The organism is Xanthomonas sp. SS (assembly GCF_014236835.1).
Lineage (GTDB): Bacteria > Pseudomonadota > Gammaproteobacteria > Xanthomonadales > Xanthomonadaceae > Xanthomonas_A.
Genome location: NZ_CP051190.1, coordinates 1,627,991 through 1,646,199, shown reverse-complemented (window position 1 = coordinate 1,646,199; position 18,209 = coordinate 1,627,991). Strand labels below are relative to the sequence as shown.

Annotated in this window: 18 protein-coding genes; 8 read left to right on the top strand and 10 right to left on the bottom strand. The window is 68.0% G+C overall.

The annotated features are described in order from the left end of the window. Window positions 1–59: 59 nt before the first annotated feature. On the top strand, window positions 60–1,157 hold the full coding sequence (locus HEP74_RS06895) for a cytochrome-c peroxidase (protein ID WP_185815779.1): 1,098 nt from the start codon (window positions 60–62) through the stop codon (window positions 1,155–1,157). An 811-nt stretch (window positions 1,158–1,968) separates the two neighbouring features. Here HEP74_RS06895 and HEP74_RS06890 read toward each other — a convergent pair. Further along, window positions 1,969–2,244: a hypothetical protein gene (locus tag HEP74_RS06890; protein ID WP_185815778.1), complete on the bottom strand. Its 276-nt coding sequence runs from the start codon at window positions 2,242–2,244 to the stop codon at window positions 1,969–1,971. Between the two features lie 104 nt (window positions 2,245–2,348). Beyond that, entirely contained in the window at window positions 2,349–2,879 is a 531-nt protein-coding gene (locus HEP74_RS06885; RefSeq protein ID WP_185815777.1) for a single-stranded DNA-binding protein, read from the bottom strand. A gap of 192 nt (window positions 2,880–3,071) precedes the next feature. On the opposite strand from HEP74_RS06885, the gene HEP74_RS06880 reads away from it, so the two are divergent. Beyond that, window positions 3,072–4,070 (top strand): polyprenyl synthetase family protein, encoded by a 999-nt coding sequence (locus HEP74_RS06880; RefSeq protein WP_185815776.1) that lies wholly within the window; start codon window positions 3,072–3,074, stop codon window positions 4,068–4,070. A 235-nt stretch (window positions 4,071–4,305) separates the two neighbouring features. On the opposite strand, the gene HEP74_RS06875 is transcribed toward HEP74_RS06880, so the two are convergent. The 5 genes from HEP74_RS06875 to HEP74_RS06855 all read right to left on the bottom strand — a co-directional run bounded on the left by HEP74_RS06875 (window position 4,306) and on the right by HEP74_RS06855 (window position 11,150). Next, window positions 4,306–5,100 (bottom strand): dienelactone hydrolase family protein, encoded by a 795-nt coding sequence (locus HEP74_RS06875; protein ID WP_185815775.1) that lies wholly within the window; start codon window positions 5,098–5,100, stop codon window positions 4,306–4,308. 232 nt (window positions 5,101–5,332) lie between these two features. Next, on the bottom strand, window positions 5,333–6,766 hold the full coding sequence (murD, locus tag HEP74_RS06870) for a UDP-N-acetylmuramoyl-L-alanine--D-glutamate ligase (RefSeq protein WP_185815774.1): 1,434 nt from the start codon (window positions 6,764–6,766) through the stop codon (window positions 5,333–5,335). Further along, entirely contained in the window at window positions 6,747–8,102 is a 1,356-nt protein-coding gene (gene murL / locus HEP74_RS06865; RefSeq protein WP_185815773.1) for a UDP-N-acetyl-alpha-D-muramoyl-L-alanyl-L-glutamate epimerase, read from the bottom strand. Before murL ends, murD begins: the two co-directional genes overlap by 20 nt. After that, window positions 8,099–8,557, bottom strand: coding sequence for a hypothetical protein (locus tag HEP74_RS06860; protein ID WP_185815772.1), 459 nt, complete (start codon window positions 8,555–8,557; stop codon window positions 8,099–8,101). The genes murL and HEP74_RS06860 overlap by 4 nt, the downstream gene beginning before the upstream one ends. Then, a complete protein-coding gene (locus HEP74_RS06855; RefSeq protein WP_185815771.1) occupies window positions 8,541–11,150 on the bottom strand; it encodes a bifunctional aspartate kinase/diaminopimelate decarboxylase in 2,610 nt (869 codons plus the stop codon). Before HEP74_RS06855 ends, HEP74_RS06860 begins: the two co-directional genes overlap by 17 nt. A gap of 175 nt (window positions 11,151–11,325) precedes the next feature. Between HEP74_RS06855 and HEP74_RS06850 the strand changes: the two genes are divergently transcribed. Further along, window positions 11,326–12,204 carry a PhzF family protein gene (locus HEP74_RS06850; RefSeq protein ID WP_185815770.1) on the top strand — a complete coding sequence of 293 codons (879 nt, stop codon included), beginning with the start codon at window positions 11,326–11,328 and terminating at the stop codon, window positions 12,202–12,204. 126 nt (window positions 12,205–12,330) lie between these two features. Here HEP74_RS06850 and HEP74_RS06845 read toward each other — a convergent pair whose 3' ends face one another. After that, on the bottom strand, window positions 12,331–12,951 hold the full coding sequence (locus HEP74_RS06845; protein ID WP_185815769.1) for a glycine zipper 2TM domain-containing protein: 621 nt from the start codon (window positions 12,949–12,951) through the stop codon (window positions 12,331–12,333). Window positions 12,952–13,201: 250 nt separating this feature from the next. Next, window positions 13,202–13,633, bottom strand: a complete 432-nt coding sequence (locus HEP74_RS06840; RefSeq protein WP_185815768.1) for an OsmC family protein — start codon at window positions 13,631–13,633, stop codon at window positions 13,202–13,204. Between the two features lie 527 nt (window positions 13,634–14,160). Here HEP74_RS06840 and HEP74_RS06835 point away from each other — a divergent pair. The 5 genes from HEP74_RS06835 (at window position 14,161) to HEP74_RS06815 (ending at window position 17,276) form a co-directional block, all read left to right on the top strand. Further along, a complete protein-coding gene (locus tag HEP74_RS06835; RefSeq protein ID WP_145708001.1) occupies window positions 14,161–14,559 on the top strand; it encodes an HU family DNA-binding protein in 399 nt (132 codons plus the stop codon). A gap of 150 nt (window positions 14,560–14,709) precedes the next feature. Continuing rightward, a complete protein-coding gene (locus HEP74_RS06830; protein ID WP_185815767.1) occupies window positions 14,710–15,408 on the top strand; it encodes a tellurite resistance TerB family protein in 699 nt (232 codons plus the stop codon). Window positions 15,409–15,412: 4 nt separating this feature from the next. Beyond that, window positions 15,413–15,976 carry a M23 family metallopeptidase gene (locus HEP74_RS06825; RefSeq protein ID WP_185815766.1) on the top strand — a complete coding sequence of 188 codons (564 nt, stop codon included), beginning with the start codon at window positions 15,413–15,415 and terminating at the stop codon, window positions 15,974–15,976. Window positions 15,977–16,261: 285 nt separating this feature from the next. Next, entirely contained in the window at window positions 16,262–16,561 is a 300-nt protein-coding gene (locus HEP74_RS06820; RefSeq protein ID WP_185815765.1) for a DUF3861 family protein, read from the top strand. Between the two features lie 118 nt (window positions 16,562–16,679). Then, window positions 16,680–17,276: a DUF1439 domain-containing protein gene (locus HEP74_RS06815; protein ID WP_185815764.1), complete on the top strand. Its 597-nt coding sequence runs from the start codon at window positions 16,680–16,682 to the stop codon at window positions 17,274–17,276. Window positions 17,277–17,645: 369 nt separating this feature from the next. On the opposite strand, the gene HEP74_RS06810 is transcribed toward HEP74_RS06815, so the two are convergent. Then, entirely contained in the window at window positions 17,646–18,191 is a 546-nt protein-coding gene (locus HEP74_RS06810) for a type 1 glutamine amidotransferase domain-containing protein (RefSeq protein WP_184410628.1), read from the bottom strand. Window positions 18,192–18,209: the final 18 nt, after the last annotated feature.

Here is an 18,209-nt window from a genome sequence, read left to right as displayed (position 1 = left end):
ATAATGCGATCTTGTGTGTCAAGCAATAACATCAACAGCGATGGAGCGCGTGGCGGAAAATGAAGTTCAGATTATTTTTTGCTACCGCAGTCACAATTTTTTCCGCAACTGGATTGGCCGGATGCGAGCGAGCCGCACGGCTTCCAGGCGCGCAGGGTGACGCGGCCACGGTTGCACTAGGGCGCGAACTTTTCTTTGATCGAAGCTTGAGTGCTAATGGTGCGGTCAGCTGTGCGGACTGCCACGTCCCCGCCAAATCATTCACCGACGGCCGCGAGGTCTCGGTAGGCGTGCACGGCCGGGTAAGCACGCGAAACGCGCCTGATCTGGCCGATGCCACTGTCTACTCAACGCTGTTCTGGGATGGCCGGGAGCGCCATCTCAAGGTAGTAGCGCTGCAGGCGTTCACCAATTCGCAGGAGATGGGGCTGGCGGACGTGCGTATGCTGTTGGCGCGGATCAACGCGCAGCCACGCTATGCCAAATATGCTGATGGAAATCAGCTAGACCAATCGGCCGTCGCAGAAGGTCTGACGCAGTACCTGCGCGCCCTGCCACGTCAGCCGACGCGTTACGACAGAAGCATTGGAGAGCCGTCACTGCTAGACGCAGATGAGCGTGCTGGTCTCGCACTCTTCACTGGCAAGGCGGCCTGTACGGAGTGTCACCTACTTGCTGGCAGCCCAGCTACCTTTACCGATCAGAAGTTCCATCATGCCGGCGTCGGTTTTGAGCAGATTGCTGGCGATGTCGCTGCACTACTAGGCCGGTTGGAACAGGCCAGGCGCATCAATCAACCGCTGGGTACCCTGGTGCTCTCCGAGCGGGAGATCGCCGAATTGGGTCGCTTCGTGGTGACGCGCAGGCCGGCCGACCTGGGCGCGTTCCGCACCCCCAGCTTGCGTAATGTCGCGCTTACCGCGCCATACATGCACGATGGAAGTGTGGCCACGCTGGAGAAGGCGGTAGAGCGTGAAATCTACTACCGCAGCCTTGGGCGCGGCCGGGCCGTGAACCTGACGGTGACCGAACAGAGGCAGCTGACAGCGTTCCTGCGCGCGATTTCTACGGAGGATCAACCTGCAGGCGCTGACGCAGAGATGTCGATGTCACGCGTCCCCAACAAAGAGCTGCCTAGACTTACTTCAAGCAAGTAACGTCCTGGTTCCCATTCCCGACGGCCCTTGGGGGTCAGAGTCAATGTAGCTCGCTTGTCGGCGACGGCACCGGACCCAGTGGAAGCTACTTGGCCAGTTGCCAAGTTGATGAATCGCGCTTTGATCGGATCGGCATCTGCCGGCGAAGCGGAATTCAACGCGACCTCAATGGTCAGCGCGTCCAGCACAGTGATCGGCTGCGTAAGAACTCCATCCCGCGCCTTGTTGCTGCCAACTGTCAGCGACTGCAGCGAGATGGAAGCAACTCCCGGCTGTAAGTGCGGCTTGTCGACGTGATCGCAGGCAACTGCTGCAACCAGTACGAGAAACATTGCGGGGAGAGTCCGTGTCTTCATCAAGAGCTATGCCTTTCCATGACTGAGCTGGCTTAAGTATGGCACTGCACGCGGTGGTGTGCGAGGGCGCGGAACTATGCAAGGACATGCTCATCGCCGCCCGGTTTTCATCCCGGCGCCCCCCTCGCCCTTCGTCGCCTCTCGGTGTCGGTAGGTGTCGGCTACGAAGTCGATGAGCGCGACCGCCGATGCGACCGCTAGCCGGGCGTGGCGCGACTATGCTCCAGAACCATCTTCACCGAAAGTTCCCGGCTGGTCCCCATGCGACGGAAGGTGACGGGCAGTGGCTGAAGGCTACCGATGCGCCTCCTCTGCCGCCGTCCTTACTAGGGAAAGCCACGCCCGCTCCCAAGACCTGCAAAAATCGCATCAGTCCAAGCCGGTTATGCAGTCGTTGCGTCTTGGTCGGGCGTCTGCATCCCCTGCCTGGCAACCAAGAATGGCATCCACAGTTGCTAGGGGAACGGTATCCTGTAGTGCCGGCAAGCCACCGCCACCAGTACCCAAGGGCCATGATGTACGGACGAGAGCGCATCCATCCGGACGATCGCCCCTGACTCCATCTTGCGCTGCTCCCCTGCAATCACGCCGATGTCGGCAGGGAACTTGATGGGCGCCTCCGTAGTGCCGCTCTCATACTGCGCGGCTTGTCGGTACAGCAACGCCTCGGCGTGGTCGTCCGCGTACCAGACCTGCAGGCACATACCCTTGAAGGCACGATCCTGGGCCACCTGCAGTGAATGATAGACCTGATCGTGACCGAAACGTTAACAATTAAAAAAGGCCCTTGGCAAACGCGCCAAGAGCCTTTGTTTACATCTATGCAAAGGTATTCTCAGAACGGGATATCGTCGTCCGCGAAATCGTCCATCGGCGCGGACTGCTGCGGCGCCGGCTGCTGGCGGCGCGGCGCGTAGTCCTGGCCACCGCCGCCCTGCCCGCCGCCGCCCTGGTTCGGGCGTTCCTGGCGCGGTGCGGCCGCACGCTGCGGGCGATCGCCGCCCATGCCGGCACCACCACCGCCGCCGCCTTCGCGACCGCCCAGCATCTGCATCTCGTCGGCGACGATGTCGGTGGAGTACTTCTCCACGCCGTCCTGGCCGGTGTACTTGTCGTAGCGGATCGAGCCTTCGACGTAGACCGAGCTGCCCTTGCGCAGGTACTCGCCGGCGATCTCGCCGAGCTTGCCGAAGAACACCACGCGGTGCCATTCGGTGCGCTCCTGCTGGTTGCCGTCCTTGTCCTTGCGCACGCTGGTGGTGGCCAGGCTGATGCGGGTGATCGCCATGCCGGCCTGGGTGTACTTGGTGTCGGGGTCGTTGCCGAGGTTGCCGACGAGGATGACTTTATTGATGCCGCGGGCCATGGAATTCTTCCGTTCGGGGTGGTGAACCCGCTCGGGCGCGGGCATGTCGGATAGGGTCGCCCGCTCGGAAACGGGCACAGACAGTGAATTATACCGGGCTGGCGGCGGATATCAGCCTTCCCCTGGTTCAGGCGTCAGGCGAGCCCTCGCCGGGGTGGCCTATAATCCCTGCATTCCCCCTAGTCCGACCGCATGAGCCTCGCCGAAGACCTCCGCCCCGCCCTGGGGCTGCCTCAGATCCAGGCGCTGGCCGCGCCCGACATGAGCGCCGCCGATGCCCTGATCCGCCGCCGTCTGGCCTCGGACGTGGTGCTGATCAACCAGATCGCCGAGCACATCGTCTCTGCAGGCGGCAAGCGCCTGCGGCCGATGCTGGTGATGCTGGCCGGGCGCGCCTGCGCCGGCGGCGGGCCGGTGCACCACCAGTTGGCGGTGATCGTGGAATTCATCCACACCTCGACCCTGCTGCACGACGACGTGGTCGACGAATCGGACCTGCGCCGCGGCCGCAGCACCGCCAACGCGCTGTGGGGCAACGCGCCCAGCGTGCTGGTCGGCGATTTCCTGTACTCGCGCAGCTTCCAGCTGATGGTCGAGCTGGACAGCATGCAGGTGATGCGGCTGCTCGCCGACACCACCAACCGCATCGCCGAGGGCGAGGTGCTGCAGCTGTTGCACGTGCACAATCCGGATACCGACGAGGCCGCCTACCTGCGCGTGATCGAGCGCAAGACCGCGGTGCTGTTCGCCGCCGGCACCCGGCTCGGGGCGATGGCCTCGGGCGCGTCCGAAGAGGTGCAGCAGCGCCTGTACGACTACGGCATGCACCTGGGCTATGCGTTCCAGATCGCCGACGACGTGCTCGACTACACCGCCGACGCCGCCGACCTGGGCAAGAACCTGGGCGACGACCTGGCCGAAGGCAAGGCCACCCTGCCGCTGATCCACGCAATGGCGCACGCCGACGACGCGACCCGCCAGCGCCTGCGCCATATCGTCGAACAAGGCGATGCCGACGCGATGCCGGAAGTGCTGGCGGCGATCCAGGCCAGCGGCGGGCTCGACTACAGCCGGCGCCGCGCCGCCGAATACGCCGCCGCCGCCGAACGCGCGCTGGACGGTCTGCCGGAAAGCGAGGCCGTGGCCGCGCTGCGCGGGTTGGCGCGTTACGCGGTCGAACGTAGGCATTGATCCGGCGCGCTGTGCGCGTCGGACGGGATGACCAGCCATTCGGCTGTGGAAAGCGGGGATTCGGGATTGGGGATTCGCAGAAGCGGCGATGCGGCTTCTGCAAATCCCCATGGTTCCGAAACGCGTGCTCCGCAGTCGAACTTAAGCGCTGATCCGACGCGCGCGCGTGCCCTGACAGGGTTGGGATTCGTAAAGCGCAGACCTGCCGCTTTTGCGAATCCCCAATCCCGAATCCCTAATCCCATCGCTCATCAAAGAAATCGTGCAGCATGCGAAAGGCACGCTTCGCCGCGCGCGGGTTGTATTGGCAACCCGGCGGGCTGTTGGCATCGGCCTCGGCGAAGCAATGCACCGCGCCGCTGAAGTTGACGAACTGCCAATCGGCGCCGGCGCCGTTCATTTCCTGCTCGAAGGCGGCGATGTCGTCGCGGCTCACGCTCTTGTCGTCGGCGCCGTTGAGCACCAGCAGCGGCGTCTTCGCGCTCCCCGCGGCCGCCGGTGACGGCGTGGCCAGGCCGCCGTGCAGGCTGACCACGCCCGCCAGCGGCGCGCCGGCGCGGACCAGTTCCAGCACCGTCGTGCCGCCGAAGCAGAAGCCGACCGCGCCGATCCGTGCAGCGTCCAGCGGCGCCTTGCCGGCCTGCGCCTTCAGCACCTCGACCGCCTTCAATGCACGCGCGCGCAGCGTCGCCGGGTCCTTCTTCAGCGCACCGGCGAACTGCCCGGCCTCGGCATCGTTGGCCGGGCGCTTGCCCTTGCCGTAGACGTCGGCCAGCAGCACCACGTAATCGTCGCCGGCGAGCTGCTTGGCTTTTTCGATCGCCGAGGCGTTGACGCCGCGCCAGTTCGGCACCATCACCAGGCCCGGGCGCTTGTCGTGGTCGGCATCGTCGTAGACCAGCACGCCGCTGAAGCTGTCCTTGCCGACCTTCCATTCCACCGGCTTGGCCTGCATCGCGGCCAGCGCCGGCAACGGCAGCGCCAAGGCCAGGCCCAGCAGGCCGATCCAGCGTATCGAACGAATGCGCATCGCGTCTCTCCCATTGGGACCAGCCGGCAGTCTAGAACGTTTTCTTTCGGCGATTTGCACACCTGTTGGTGCGACTCCGGGTGGCCTCGGGCCATCAGTCGCGACGGACCTTACCGATAAAGCCCGTCGCGACTGAAGTCGCTCCCACAGACAGCGTCATCTCGATCGAAATGCTCCAGCCACGGCGTCTGGTCAGCGGCGCGCATGCCGGTTCGATGCAGGAGCAAACAGCTCAGGCGATGCCCAGCCCGGGAATCGCGCTGATCGCGTCAGGATCGAATCCGGCCAGTTCGGCGAAATGGCGGCCGCGCGCCACGTAGTCGCGGTAGGCGCCGAAGCTGGGCGCGCCCGGCGACAGCAGCACCACACCGCCGCCCTCGCCCAGCGCCGAGCGCGCCAATGCCACCGCTGCCGGCAGGTCCGCGGCGGCGTGCAGGCCGAAGCCGCCAGCGGCGGCCAGCGGCGCCAGCAGCGCGTGGATGCGCGGACCGTTGCTGCCCATGGTGACGATCTCCAGCGGCGCCCCCTGGCGCATCGCCTTGGCGAAGTCCTGCCAGTCCAGGCCGCGGTCGTGGCCGCCGACCAGCAGCGCGATGCGGCGCCCGCGGAAACACTCCAGCGCCGCCAGCGTGGCGTGCGGCGTGGTGCTGATCGAGTCGTTGACATAGGCCACGCCGTCGCGCTCGCCCAGGGTCTGCAGCCGGTTCGGCAACGGCCGGAAATCCGCCGCGGCCGGCGCCAGCGCCGCCGCGTCCAGGCCCAGGGCCTCGATCGCGGCCAGCACCGCGCACAGGTTGCCGCGGTTGTGCCGGCCCGGCAGCGGCACGTGCGCGCTGTCGAACACCGCCACCTCGCCGCGATGCACGACATCGCCGCGCATGTGCCAGCCGTCTTCGCGATTGAACCAACGCACCTCGCTGTCGGGCAGCGCCAGCGCCGCCAGCTGCGGATCGGCGGCATTGAGCAGGGCGATGCGCGGCCGCGCCTGGGTCACCAGCGCCAGCTTGTCTTCGACATAGCGTGCCTGGCTGCCGTGCCAGTCCAGATGTTCCGGGAACAGGTTCAGCACCAGCGCCAGCTGCGGCCGCGCACCGCTGCGCGCCACGTCGCCGGTCTGGTAGCTGGACAGTTCGATCGCCCAGTACTGCGGCGGCTGCGGCGGCGCCAGTACTTCCAGCAGCGGCAGGCCGATGTTGCCGACCAGGCCGGTGCGGTGGCCGCCGGCGCGCAACAGGTGCGCCAGCAGCGCGGTGCTGGTGCTCTTGCCCTTGGTGCCGGTGATGCAGACGCTGCCCGGCACCACGCCGTCGGCGCCCGCACGTTCGGCGAACCACAGCGCGGTACCGCCGATGAAGCGCGTGCCTTGCGCAGCGGCGGCTTGCGCCTCGGGCCGATACGGGCTGATCCCGGGCGACTTGATCACTACGTCGAATGCCGCCAGCCGCTCGGCGCTGGCCTCGGTCTCCACACGCAGCGCTTGGTCGCCGAGCGCGACAAGTGCCGGCACTTCGTCGGCCGAACAGAACACCGTCAGCGGCAATGCCGCCGCCGATTCCCCATTCCCGATTCCCGATTCCCGGCCACGCACCGCGGCATAAGCCGCCCGACCCTCGCGGCCCCAGCCCCACAGTGCGACGCGCAACCCCTCAAGCTGCGAAATTCGCACGCACGCGTTCCCACAGCTCGGCCGGAATGCGGTGCTGCGTGTCCAGCGCCAGCAGCGGTTCCACGCGCAGGTCGCCGGCCTCCAGCTGCGGCTGAATCTCGCGGATGAAACGCGCCACCAGCGCGTCTTCCTTCCATTCCGCGCGCGCCGCCAGCGTGGCCATCGCCGCGCGCGATTCGCGGCCCTCGCCGACGCATTCGAACGGCTTGTGGTCCTGGAATTCCAGCAGCGCGTCGAAGCCCGGCGCCTGCGCCGCATCGTCGAGCAGGTTGCGGCCGAATATCCGCACCAGCCGCGTCTTCGGCATGAACGGCGCCAGCGCCAGGAACACGAAATGGCACTTCGGGCACACCCCGCACCAACGGTGCGCCGGGCGCTCGCCGAGGATGTGGAAGTTGCGGTTGCAGCTGGAGAAATGCGCGTCGTAGTGGTCGTTCTTGGCGAACTGCCGCGCCACTGCCAATTCCGACAGCGGGCGCAGCAGCGAGTAGTAGTGCAGGTCCGCGGCCACGTAGCGCTGCACCTGCGCGCCGAACGCCTGCTCGAAGGCCCAGCCCTTGGACCACTGGTGGTTGACCTCGCCGGTGCCGGCGATCTGGCTGCCGTAGCTGGCCGAGTGCTCGTTGGAAAACACCACCTGGCCCGCGTCCTGCAGCAATGCGGCGAACACCAGGATCGCCGAGTTCACCGCGGTCACCGGGATATGCCCGTTCCACGCGCCCTGCCGGTTCAGTTCGAACAGCTCCGGCGCCAGCGCGCGGCCGATGTTCAAGGTCGGCAGTGCGGTGCGCTCGGCGCAGGCGCGGATCAGCTGCGAGCCGCCGATCCAGGCTACGGTCTGCTCCACGCCGGCGGCACGCAGCGCCTCGATGCTGACCAGCGAATCCTTGCCGCCGCCGATCGCGACCAGCGCGTGCGCGCGCAAGCCCAGCGCCGCAGCGTCCTGCTCGTTGCCCGCGGTCGCCGGAAACCGAATCCGCTCGCGCAGGTCCAGGCCGTTGCGGTAGGCGAATTCGCCCAGCCCGTGCAGGTACACGCTGTCCAGCAGCGCGGCGGTCTCGGCGTCGATCGCGTAGTCGTCGATGGCGATCTGCGGCGGCACCGCGGCCTTGTAGTAGCTGACCCCGGCGATCAGATGCAGCAGGCGCAGCGCGCGCTGCAGCGCCTGCGCGCGCGCAGCGTCCAGCACGAACGGCGCGCCGGGCACGGTGATCGTCTCCACCAGTTCCGGGCCCTGGTCGAAGGCATAGACCAGGCGCGCGACGCCGCTATCGGCGTCGAACGTACAGCGCACGAAGCGGAAGGTGGTGATCTGCTGTTTGTCGAAAGCGGTCATGGACTACCTGCAAGAACGCGCGTGCGACGCAAGTAGCGTCGGCACAGGAAAAATTCGATCATGGAAAACGGCAACGCCGCCCATAGCCATGGCAGGCAACCGAGCAGGAACGCCAGCGGAAACAGCTCCCAGTTCGAGCTCCTCTGCGTGGCATCGGCGGACGTCACGAACACCACCACGAGATACAACGTCAGCGCCGGCACATAACTGCACGCGCCCAGCAGCAGCGTGCGCAATGCCATCGCGCCCGCACGGCCGGCAGGCCAGCGGCGTTGCCAGCGCCATGCCAACCACGCACCGGCGCCTGCCGCGATCAGCGCAGGCGCCAGCCATTTGATGCTGTCGGCCCACTGCAACGGCAGGCTCGTGCCCGCCCGATCGGCCGCGGTGGCCAACATGATCGCCGCGCCGCCGGCGACGGCGCTGAGCGCAATGAACTCAGCCTGCGGGCGCATCGATCACGTCCTCCCGCGGCAGCTCGCGCTGGTTATAGGTACTGGCCATCGCGTAGCCGTAGGCGCCGGCGTCGGCGATCAGCATCACGTCGTCGGCCGCGGTGGCGGCGGGCAGGCGGCGGCGCTTGCCGAAGACGTCGCTGGATTCGCAGATCGGCCCGACCACGTCGAACACCGCATCGGCCTCGCGGTCCAGGCGGCTCAGGTTGGCCACGTCGTGCCAGGCGTCGTACAGCGCCGGGCGCACCAGCGCGTTCATGCCCGCATCCAGGCCGACGCGGCGGATGCCGTCCTTCTCGATCACCTGGGTGGCCCGGGTCAGCAGCACGCCGCATTCGGCGACCAGGTAGCGGCCCGGTTCGATCGCCAGGCGGAACGCCGGGTGCACCGCTTTGACCTCGGCCAGGCCCTGCGCCCAGGCGTCGAGATCGAACGGCTCGTCGTCAGCGCTGTACGCGATCGGCAGGCCGCCGCCGATGTCGATGACTTCCACGCTGCCGATGCGGCGCGCGAAACCGGCCAGTTCGTCGCACATGCGCCGCCAGTGCTGCGCGGTTTCCACGCCGCTGCCCAGGTGCGCATGCACGCCGACGATGCGGATCTCCAGGGTGCGCGCGACTTCGACGAATTCGTCCACCCGCGTCGCCGACAGACCGAACTTGGAGGCCTTGCCGCCGGTGTTGACCTTCTCGTGGTGGCCGTCGCCATGGCCCAGGTCGATGCGCAGCCACAGGTTGCGGCCGCGGAACAGCTCCGGCCAGCGCTGCAGCAGTTCGACGTTGTCCACGGTGACGGTCACGCCCAGCGCGAACGCGGCTTCGTACTCGGCCTTCGGCGCGAAGCTGGGAGTGAACAGCACGCGCCGCGGCGACAACTCCGGCAAGGTGTCGAACACCCGGCGCAGTTCGCCGTGCGACACGCATTCCAGGCCGAAGTCCTCGGCGACCAGCGCCTCGAGCAGCGCCGGATGCGAATTGGCCTTGATCGCGTAATAGCGCTGGTCGATCGGGGCGATCGCCTTGAGCGCGCGGGCGCGCTCGCGCAGGGTCGGCAGATGGTAGACATAGCGCGGCGTGCCGGCCTCGGCCAGGCGCAGCAGGTGCTCGCGCTCGGCGTGCCACCACGGCGTCGGCCGCGCACGCACGCTGCCGGTGATCTCGCGCCAGCGCAGGCCGAACACCTCGGTTTCTTCCACCGGCATCGCGCCGCTGTCGATCAGCTCGGCGTGCAGGATCGGCAACAGGCCCTCGGCGTCGGCCTCGTCGATGACGAAGGTCAGGTTCAGATCGTTGGACGACTGCGAGATCATGTGCACGCGCTCCTTGCCGAACGTGGCCCACACGTCCGAAAGCTTGTGCAGCAGCGAGCGCATGCCGCGTCCGACCAGGGTGATCGCCGCGCACGGCACGATGATCTTGACCCGGCAGATCTCCGCCAGGTCGGCCGACAGCGCCGCCAGCACGTCGGTGTTGACCAGGTTCTCGCTCGGGTCCAGCGACACGGTGACGTTGGTCTCGGCCGAACCAATCAGGTCCACCGACAGCCCGTGCTTGGCGAAGCGCGCGAACACGTCGGCCAGGAAGCCGACCTGCTGCCACATGCCGATGCCTTCCATCGACACCAGCACGATGCCGTTGCGGCGACTGATCGCCTTGACCCCGGGCACGGTGCGCGCGTTGCCGTCGATGCTGGTGCCGGGCAACTCGGGGCGCTCGGTGTCCAGGATCGCCATCGGCACGCCGCCGTCGCGGCACGGCTTGATCGAGCGCGGATGCAGCACCTTGGCGCCGGTGGTGGCGATTTCCTGCGCCTCGTAATAGTCCAGCCGGGTCAGCAGGCGCGCGTCCGGCACTTCGCGCGGATTGGCGCTGAACATGCCCGGCACGTCGGTCCAGATCTCCACCCGGCTGGCGCCGAGCAGCGCGCCGAAGTACGCCGCCGAGGTGTCCGAGCCGCCACGGCCGAGGATCGCGGTGCCGCCGTCCTGGTGCCGCGAAATGAAGCCCTGGGTGATCAGCATTCGCGCCGGCTGGGCGACGAAGCGTTCGCGCCAGGCGCTGTCGGACTGCCACTGGCACGACACCGACAGGCGCTTGGACCACTCGCTCTGGTTCGGCTGCGGCGGCAGCGCGTCCAGCCACTGGCGCGCATCCATCCAGCCGAAATCCAGGCCGCTGGCGCGCAGGTAGGCCGCGCCCAGCGTGGACGACAGCAACTCGCCCTGGCCCAGCACCTCGGCCTGCCAGTCCAGCGTGCGGCTCGCCGCGCGCGGGTCGTCGAGCAATCCGCGCAGCGCCGCCAGGCGCTCGCCGAGCACGCTGTCCACATCCAGTTCCAGTTCGCCCAGGAAGTCGCGGTGGCGCTGCTCCAGCGCGGCCACGCGCTGCGCGCTGTCGGCGCTGCCGTCGGCGATCGCGGTCAGTTCGTTGGTGACCCCCGACAGCGCCGACACCACCACCAGCACCCGCGCCCCGGTCTCGTCGGCGCGTTTTTTCGCCAGCGTCCCGATCGTGTCCCAGCGATGACGACGCGACACCGAGGTGCCGCCGAACTTGAGGACGATCCAACGATCGACAGGGGGGGAAGAGGACATTTCGTGTGTGGGGTCTGGTGGAGGGAAAGAGGCCCGGAACGCCGGGCGGAACCTGCGATTCTATGCCAAGCGCAGCGCTCCTGGCGCTTGCCGGCCAAGCCCGCATGCGCCGGCCCAGCATCGTGTTTACGTTTCGATTGCTAAGCTGCGCGCCCCCACCTTCAAGCGCCCCGCCATGACCACGCGCCGTTTCCTGCAACTGGATGTGTTCTCCCCGCGCCCCGGCGCCGGCAATCCGCTGGCGGTGGTGCTGGATGCGCAAGGCCTGGACGCGGCGGCGATGCAGGCGATCGCGCGCTGGACGCGGCTGCCGGAGACCACCTTCGTGTTTCCGGCGACACAACCGGACGCCAGCTACGGCATCCGCATGTTCAGTCCGCAGAAGGAAGTGCCGTTCGCCGGCCATCCCAGCGTCGGCACCGCGCATGCGGTGCTGGAGGCAGGCATCGCCACGCCTAAGGACGGCGTACTGGTCCAGGAAGGCATCGCCGGACTGCTGCCGTTGCGCGTGAACGTGGACGGCGGCGTGCGCAGCATCGCCATCCGCACCCCGCGCGCGCAGGTCGCGGAGATCGCCGACGCCGCCGATCCACGCCTGGCCGCGGCGCTGGCCGGCTGGACGCTGGGTGCGCAACCGCCGGTGCGCATGGATGGCGGCCGCTGCTGGTGGCTGGTCGAAATCGCCGACGAGGCCGCGTTGCGCAGCCTGGCGCCGGAGTGGGAGGCGATCGCCGCCTTGGCCGAAAGCACCGCCAGCATGGGCGTGTTCGCCTACGCGCGGGCCGACCAACAGACGTATCAGCTGGCGGTGCGTGCGTTCGTCGGCAATGGCCGCCGGTTCGAGGATGCCGCATCCGGCGCCGCCAACGCCGTGCTCGCCGCGTGGCTGGACCACCGCAGCGCACTGCCCGGCCGCGACGGCCGCTACGTGGTCAGCCAGGGCCGCGAGGTCGGCCACGATGCCTTGCTGACCCTGAGCGTGGACAGCACCGGCGAGGTCTGGTCCGGCGGCCAGGTACAGACGGTGATCGACGGACGCATCGACTGGCGCTGAGTGTCAGACCAATAGCCACTGGCTGCAGCGGCCTGAACGGGCGGCCTGAAGAATCGTCGTCGGCCGCCAGCGTAGCGACGCTGGCAGCCGACGCCCTTGGACGCCTCAGCGAAGCGTCCGCATCGTTCAGTCGGGCAGCACGTCCACGCGCACCCGGATGCGGTCGCCCGGACGCTCCGCGCTACGCGTGTGGTAATAGCGGCCGCCGTATTCGTAGGTCACGTCGTAGCCGTCCACACGGTCGTAGCTTTCGCTGCGGTAGGCGACCGGTTCGCACACGCTGACCGAGCCGGTCTGCACCGTGGTGCGGGCATTGCTGTCGTAGATCGAGCGCCCGGCCAGGCCGCCGACCATGGTGCCGACCGCGGTGCCGACGAAGCGGCCGTTGCCGCCGCCGACGCGGCTGCCCAGCAGCGCACCGGCGATGCCGCCGACCACCGTGGCCGCGCTGCGCCCGCCGTCGCTGCCGCGGTAGCCGTTACTGTAGTAGCCGTCGTTGCGGTAGCCGTTTTCGACATAGCCATCCGAGGCCGGGCGCTCGTAGCAACGCTCGGTGGTTTCGCGCGGGCCGCGCACCGGCACGATGATCGGATCGGCACGGACCACACGGGCGTAATCGTAGGTGCCACTATTCGCGTAGCCGCGATCGCGATAGCCATCGTAGCGGCCGTAGTCCTGCGCAGCGGCGGAGCCGACCACGCCCACGGCGAGCGCGGCGGTCAGAAGACGGGTCGAGAGCTTGTTCATGTCGAAGATTCCAGGCGCGTGGATCGCGCAACCGCATGCTCGGTCCGTGCCGGTGAAACAAGACTGAATTGGGACCGGTCGGCGGCGCCTGTTTAGCGCGGCGACAGCTGGCACGGCAGCAGGGGCTCGCGCTTATCGCGACTGGAACCGTTCCCATGCAACGGCAAACGGCCAGACCACGCGAGCCGGTAGCCGGCGTGGCCTGACCGTCTATTGGGGAAAAGGCCTGGCGGCGCGCCAGGCCCGACGCTCAACCCAGCTCCGCTTCCAGGCTGATCGGCACGGCGCTCAGCGCCTTGGACACCGGACAGTTCTGCTTGGCGTCGTCGGCCAGCGCACGGAACTGCGCCGCCTCGATGTTCGGGACCACGGCCTTGACCTTGAGCCGGATCTGCGACAACTGCGGACCGCCTTCCATCGATAGATCGACCTCGGCGCGCGTGTCCAGCGAGGTCGGCGGGAAGCCCGCCTCGCTGAGCTTGGCCGACAGCGCCATGGTGAAGCAGCCGGCATGCGCGGCGGCGATCAGCTCTTCCGGGTTGGTGCCCTTCTCGTCGCCGAAGCGGCTGCTGAAGGCATAGCGGGTGTTCTCCAGCAGACCGCTCTGCGGCGTGCTCAGCTGGCCCTTGCCGCTCTTCAGATCGCCTTCCCAATGCGCGGTGGCGTGACGCGAAATGCCCATGCGGTACTCCCGTGGTGAATGAGGGAGGCACGATAGAGCAGCGCGCGTTATGGCCTTGTGCGGCGCAATGCACGTCGCGGGCGGCGCACTTTCGGGCATCGCTGGCGACGTTCTCGCGGCGCAAGCCTGCGCCTCCACGGCAGCGGCCGCGCCACCTCCGAAACGCACGCGCTCGGCCGCGCGCATCGGAAACAGACGGCGACGCGGCGAGCGAGATCGCTGTCCGCCGGACCGGTCCGGGCAGCCGCCTGCGCACTGGATTCCAGCATTACCGATCGCGGCGGCGTGGCGGCGGCGATGCCCGATCGCGACTCGGCATGAACGCTTCAACGCGGCGCCGAGCGGCAGCGCGCCACCGTTTTCCCGGTCCAAATCCGCCATTGCGGCGCAAAAAAACCCGGTGCGAGGCGTTTTCCGCGTCTTTTTGCGGTTTGCCTATTGGCGCGGAGTAGCACATGCCCTACATTTCGCCATGCCGACGGGGTCGGCGCGACCCAACCACCTATCGTTTACGGAATCAGGACATCATGGCAAAGACCGCGAAAAAGGCTGCCCCGAAAAAGGCAGCGAAGAAAGTAGCCACCAAGACCGCCGCCAAGCCGGCCGCTCCCAAGCCGATCAAGGAAGCGCTGAGCAAGTCCGCGCTGGTCGCCCACATCGTCGAAGCCAGCGGCGTCGTCGCCAAGGACGTGCGCGCGGTGATGGCCTCGCTCGAGCACGCCGTGGCCGGCTCGGTCAGCAAGAAGGGCGCCGGTTCGTTCACCCTGCCGGGCCTGCTCAAGATCACCGCCGTCAGCGTGCCGGCCAAGCCGAAGCGCAAGGGCATCAACCCGTTCACCAAGGAAGAGCAGTGGTTCGCCGCCAAGCCGGCCACCACCAAGCTGAAGGTGCGCCCGCTGAAGAAGCTCAAGGACGCCGCGCTCTGAGCAGCGTCGCCTGACCCAGGCAAGTACACCTGACGAGACGGCCTGCGCCGTCTCGTTTTTTTGCGCGCTCGCCACCGCCCGCAGCCGGATTGACAGGCAGCTAAGGCGATGCCCGCTATACCTGTGGCACCACTCGACAGGAATGCGTGCATGAAGCTACAGGGCTTTCTCGACCAACTGCTGCAATCGGCGCAGGGCGCCGCCGGCCAGGCCATGGCCAAGACCGGCACGTCCGCCTCCGCGGGATCCTCCGCCAACAGCGGCGGCCTCGGCGGCATGCTCAACGCCGACTTCGGCAAGGGCGCCCTGAGCGGCGGCGCGCTCGGCCTGCTGCTGGGCAAGAACCGCACCACGCGCAAGCTGGCGACCTATGGCGGCCTGGCCGCGCTCGGGGTGATGGCCTATCGCGCGTACGGCGACTACAAGCGCCAGCAACTCGGTGCCGTCGCGCCGGAGGAACCGCAGACGCTGGACCGGCTACCGCCGCTGGAAGTGGAACAGCACAGCCAGGCGATCCTGCGCGCGCTGGTCGCCGCGGCCAAGGCCGACGGCCACATCGACACCCGCGAACGCGAACTGATCGAAGGCGAGTTCACCCGCCTCAACGGCGACGAGGACGTGCAGCTCTGGCTGCATGCCGAACTGGAGAAGCCGCTGGATCCGGCCGAGGTGGCGCAGGCCGCGACCACGCCGGAGATCGCCTCGGAGATGTACCTGGCCAGCCTGCTCGCCGCCGACGAGCAGAGCTTCATGGAACGCAGCTACCTGGACGAACTGGCGCGCCAGCTCGGCATCGACGACGCGTTGAAGCAGCAGTTGCAGAAGCAGGCCGGCACGCAGATTGGCTGAGGCGATGCCGACGGCAGCGCCCTCGCCTGCGCGGACGCTGCGCCGTTGGCTGCTGCGCTTGGCGGCGCTGGCCTGCACGGCGCTGGCGTTGGCCTGGGCCTGGCAGCAACCGTGGGCGCTGCGCGCGCGGGCCGGCTGGGAACTGGCGCGGCAGCCGCCGCCGACCGCGCTGCGCATGCCGGTGCAAGGCGTGGACCCGCGCCGCGTCGCGGCCACCTTCGGCGCGCCACGCGGCCGCGATCGCCAGCACGCCGGCGTAGACATCTTCGCCAAGCGCGGCACCCCGGTGCTGTCGGCCACCCGCGGCATCGTCGTCGCCGTCGCCGAGCACGGCCTCGGCGGCCGCCAGGTGTGGGTGATGGGTCCCGCCCGGCAACGCCATTACTATGCGCATCTGCAGGACTGGGCGCCGGAACTGCAGGTCGGCGACCTGGTCGAGGCCGGCGATCCGCTCGGTACGGTCGGCGACAGCGGCAACGCGCGCGGCACGCCACCGCATCTGCACTACGGCGTCTATGCCGAGGGCGGCGCCTACGATCCGCTGCCACTGCTGCGCGCGGCGCGCTGAACGGTCGCGACGGGGCGCAGCATCGCGTCCAAATAATCCGCACCGGGTCTGGCCGACCGTTTGCCGATGGGCATGGCGACGCGCTTCACCAAACGATCCGATCCACGCCGCGTAGTGCTGATCGGCAGCCGCCAAGGCCCAAACCGCGCGTCCGCCGCCTTCGGCACAACTGGTGGTATCCAATGCTTGATGGCGCGCGCTAGAACAGAGCGTCGCGGCCATCCCTCTCGTGATAGCGGCGCACGGCGCCTATCTTGGATCGACCGACCCGCTGTGCGCACGCCCATGACCGCCTCCCAACGCTACCGCATCACCGTCACGCCGATCGAGGCCGACGGGCTGCAATGCCAAGGCCGCTGCACCATCGAATTCGAGGCCCGCTGCCGGCAGGACTGGATGCGCCTGCTCGAAGCGGCGCAACGCCATCCCGGCCTGCATGGCGACGAGCGCGCCGCACTGACCATCGGCACGCAGCTGCTGCGCGGACTCGGCGAGCGCAGCGACAGCGAGGCGCAGGCCTTGTTGGCGCCGCTGCGTCCGGCACTGGATGCGATCCTGGCGCGGCTGGCGCCGACCGCCGCGTAAGACGATCCGGCCCATGCGTCTCCACGGGTCGAACCGCTCCACTTCCCTGTTCCGCTAATCGCGCATTCACCGGCTGCGGTTATGTTGAACCCCTGATTCCGCCAAGGCACCACCTCCCATGAAGCTCCGCCTGCTGACCTTGCGCGCCGCCGCGCTGTTGACCCTCGTTGCCGCTACACACCTGCAGGCCGAGCCGATGATCCAGGGCAAACAGGTCAGTGTCGGCGCCGCCGATGTGCAGCAGTACCTGGACGGCAGCTTCCCGCAGACGCACAAGGCGCTCGGCGGCCTGGTGAAGATGACCATCCGCGATCCCAAGCTGTCGCTGCCGCCGGGCGACCGGCTGAAAATGCAGTTCGACCTGAGCATGGCCACCGGCGGCGGTGCGCCGACCCCGCTGGGCACGGTGCTGCTGACCAGCGGGCTGCGCTACGAGCAGCAGACCCAGGGCTTCCACCTGCAATCGCCGACCATCGACGACTTCCGCCCGGCCGCCAACGGCGGCAAGCTCGACGCCAACACCCGCGAACTGCTCAACGTGTGGCTGAACGACTACGCGCGCAAGGAACCGATCTACAAGCTGGATCCGGCGCTGGCCGGGGTGATGGGCAATGTGCAGATCGAATCGGCGGCGGTGGAGAACGGCAAGCTGGTGGTGCACTTCAACCAGGACATCGGCAAGCTGGTGCCGGCCGGTGCGCTGTCGGGGCAGTGATCCTGCGCTGAGGCAAGTGATGCGATGACGCTGCGCGCCTCGGATCAGCGCGAGGAAAGAATTGCGCAATGCTTTCGCTGCGAGTCGCGCAAGGCGTCTTAGCCGCGACGATCGACAGGGCGTTATGCCGCAACCTAACCGGTAGTGGGACAGCGTCAGGCGCCGGATGCCGCCCGTCGCGGCTGAAGCCGCTCCTACAGGAACTGCGGCCTGCCCACTGGGCGCACTGTAGGAGCGGCTTCAGCCGCGACACTTTCCCGATTCGATCGATCCGACTGTTGCATTACCCGGTCGGGGCTCAAGCCCCTCCTACAGAAAAACGGCGGCCCACAGGCCGCCGTTTCTCGTTGCGCACGCTGGGTGCCGAACTCAGCCCAGCGCCTTGGCCACCGCCGCGGCGAACGCGGGAATGTCGTCCGGCTTGCGGCTGGTGATCAGGTTGCCGTCCACCACCACTTCCGCGTCCTGCCAGCGTCCGCCGGCATTGCTCAGGTCGGTTTTCACCGATGGCCACGAGGTCACCTGTTTGTCGCGCACCAGGCCGCTTTCGGCCAGCAGCCAGGGGCCGTGGCAGATCGCCGCGACCGGCTTGCCGGCGCTGGCGAACGACTGGATGAGGCGGATCGCGGAGGCTTCGGTGCGCAGGTTGTCCGGATTGATCACCCCGCCCGGCAGCACCAGCGCGTCGTAGTCGCCGGCATCGGCCTGGGCCAGGCGCTTGTCGACCGGGACGTTGTCGCCCCAGTCCTTCTTGTTCCAGCCGCGGATGCTGGAGGCATCGCCGGGCGCGATCACATCGACCTGCGCGCCCCACGATTCCAGCAGGCGCTTGGGCTCCTGCAACTCGGACTGTTCGAAGCCGTCGGTGGCCAGGACCGCGACGCGCTTGCCGGACAGGGAAGATGCTGTGCTCATGGGAAACTCCTCTACAGG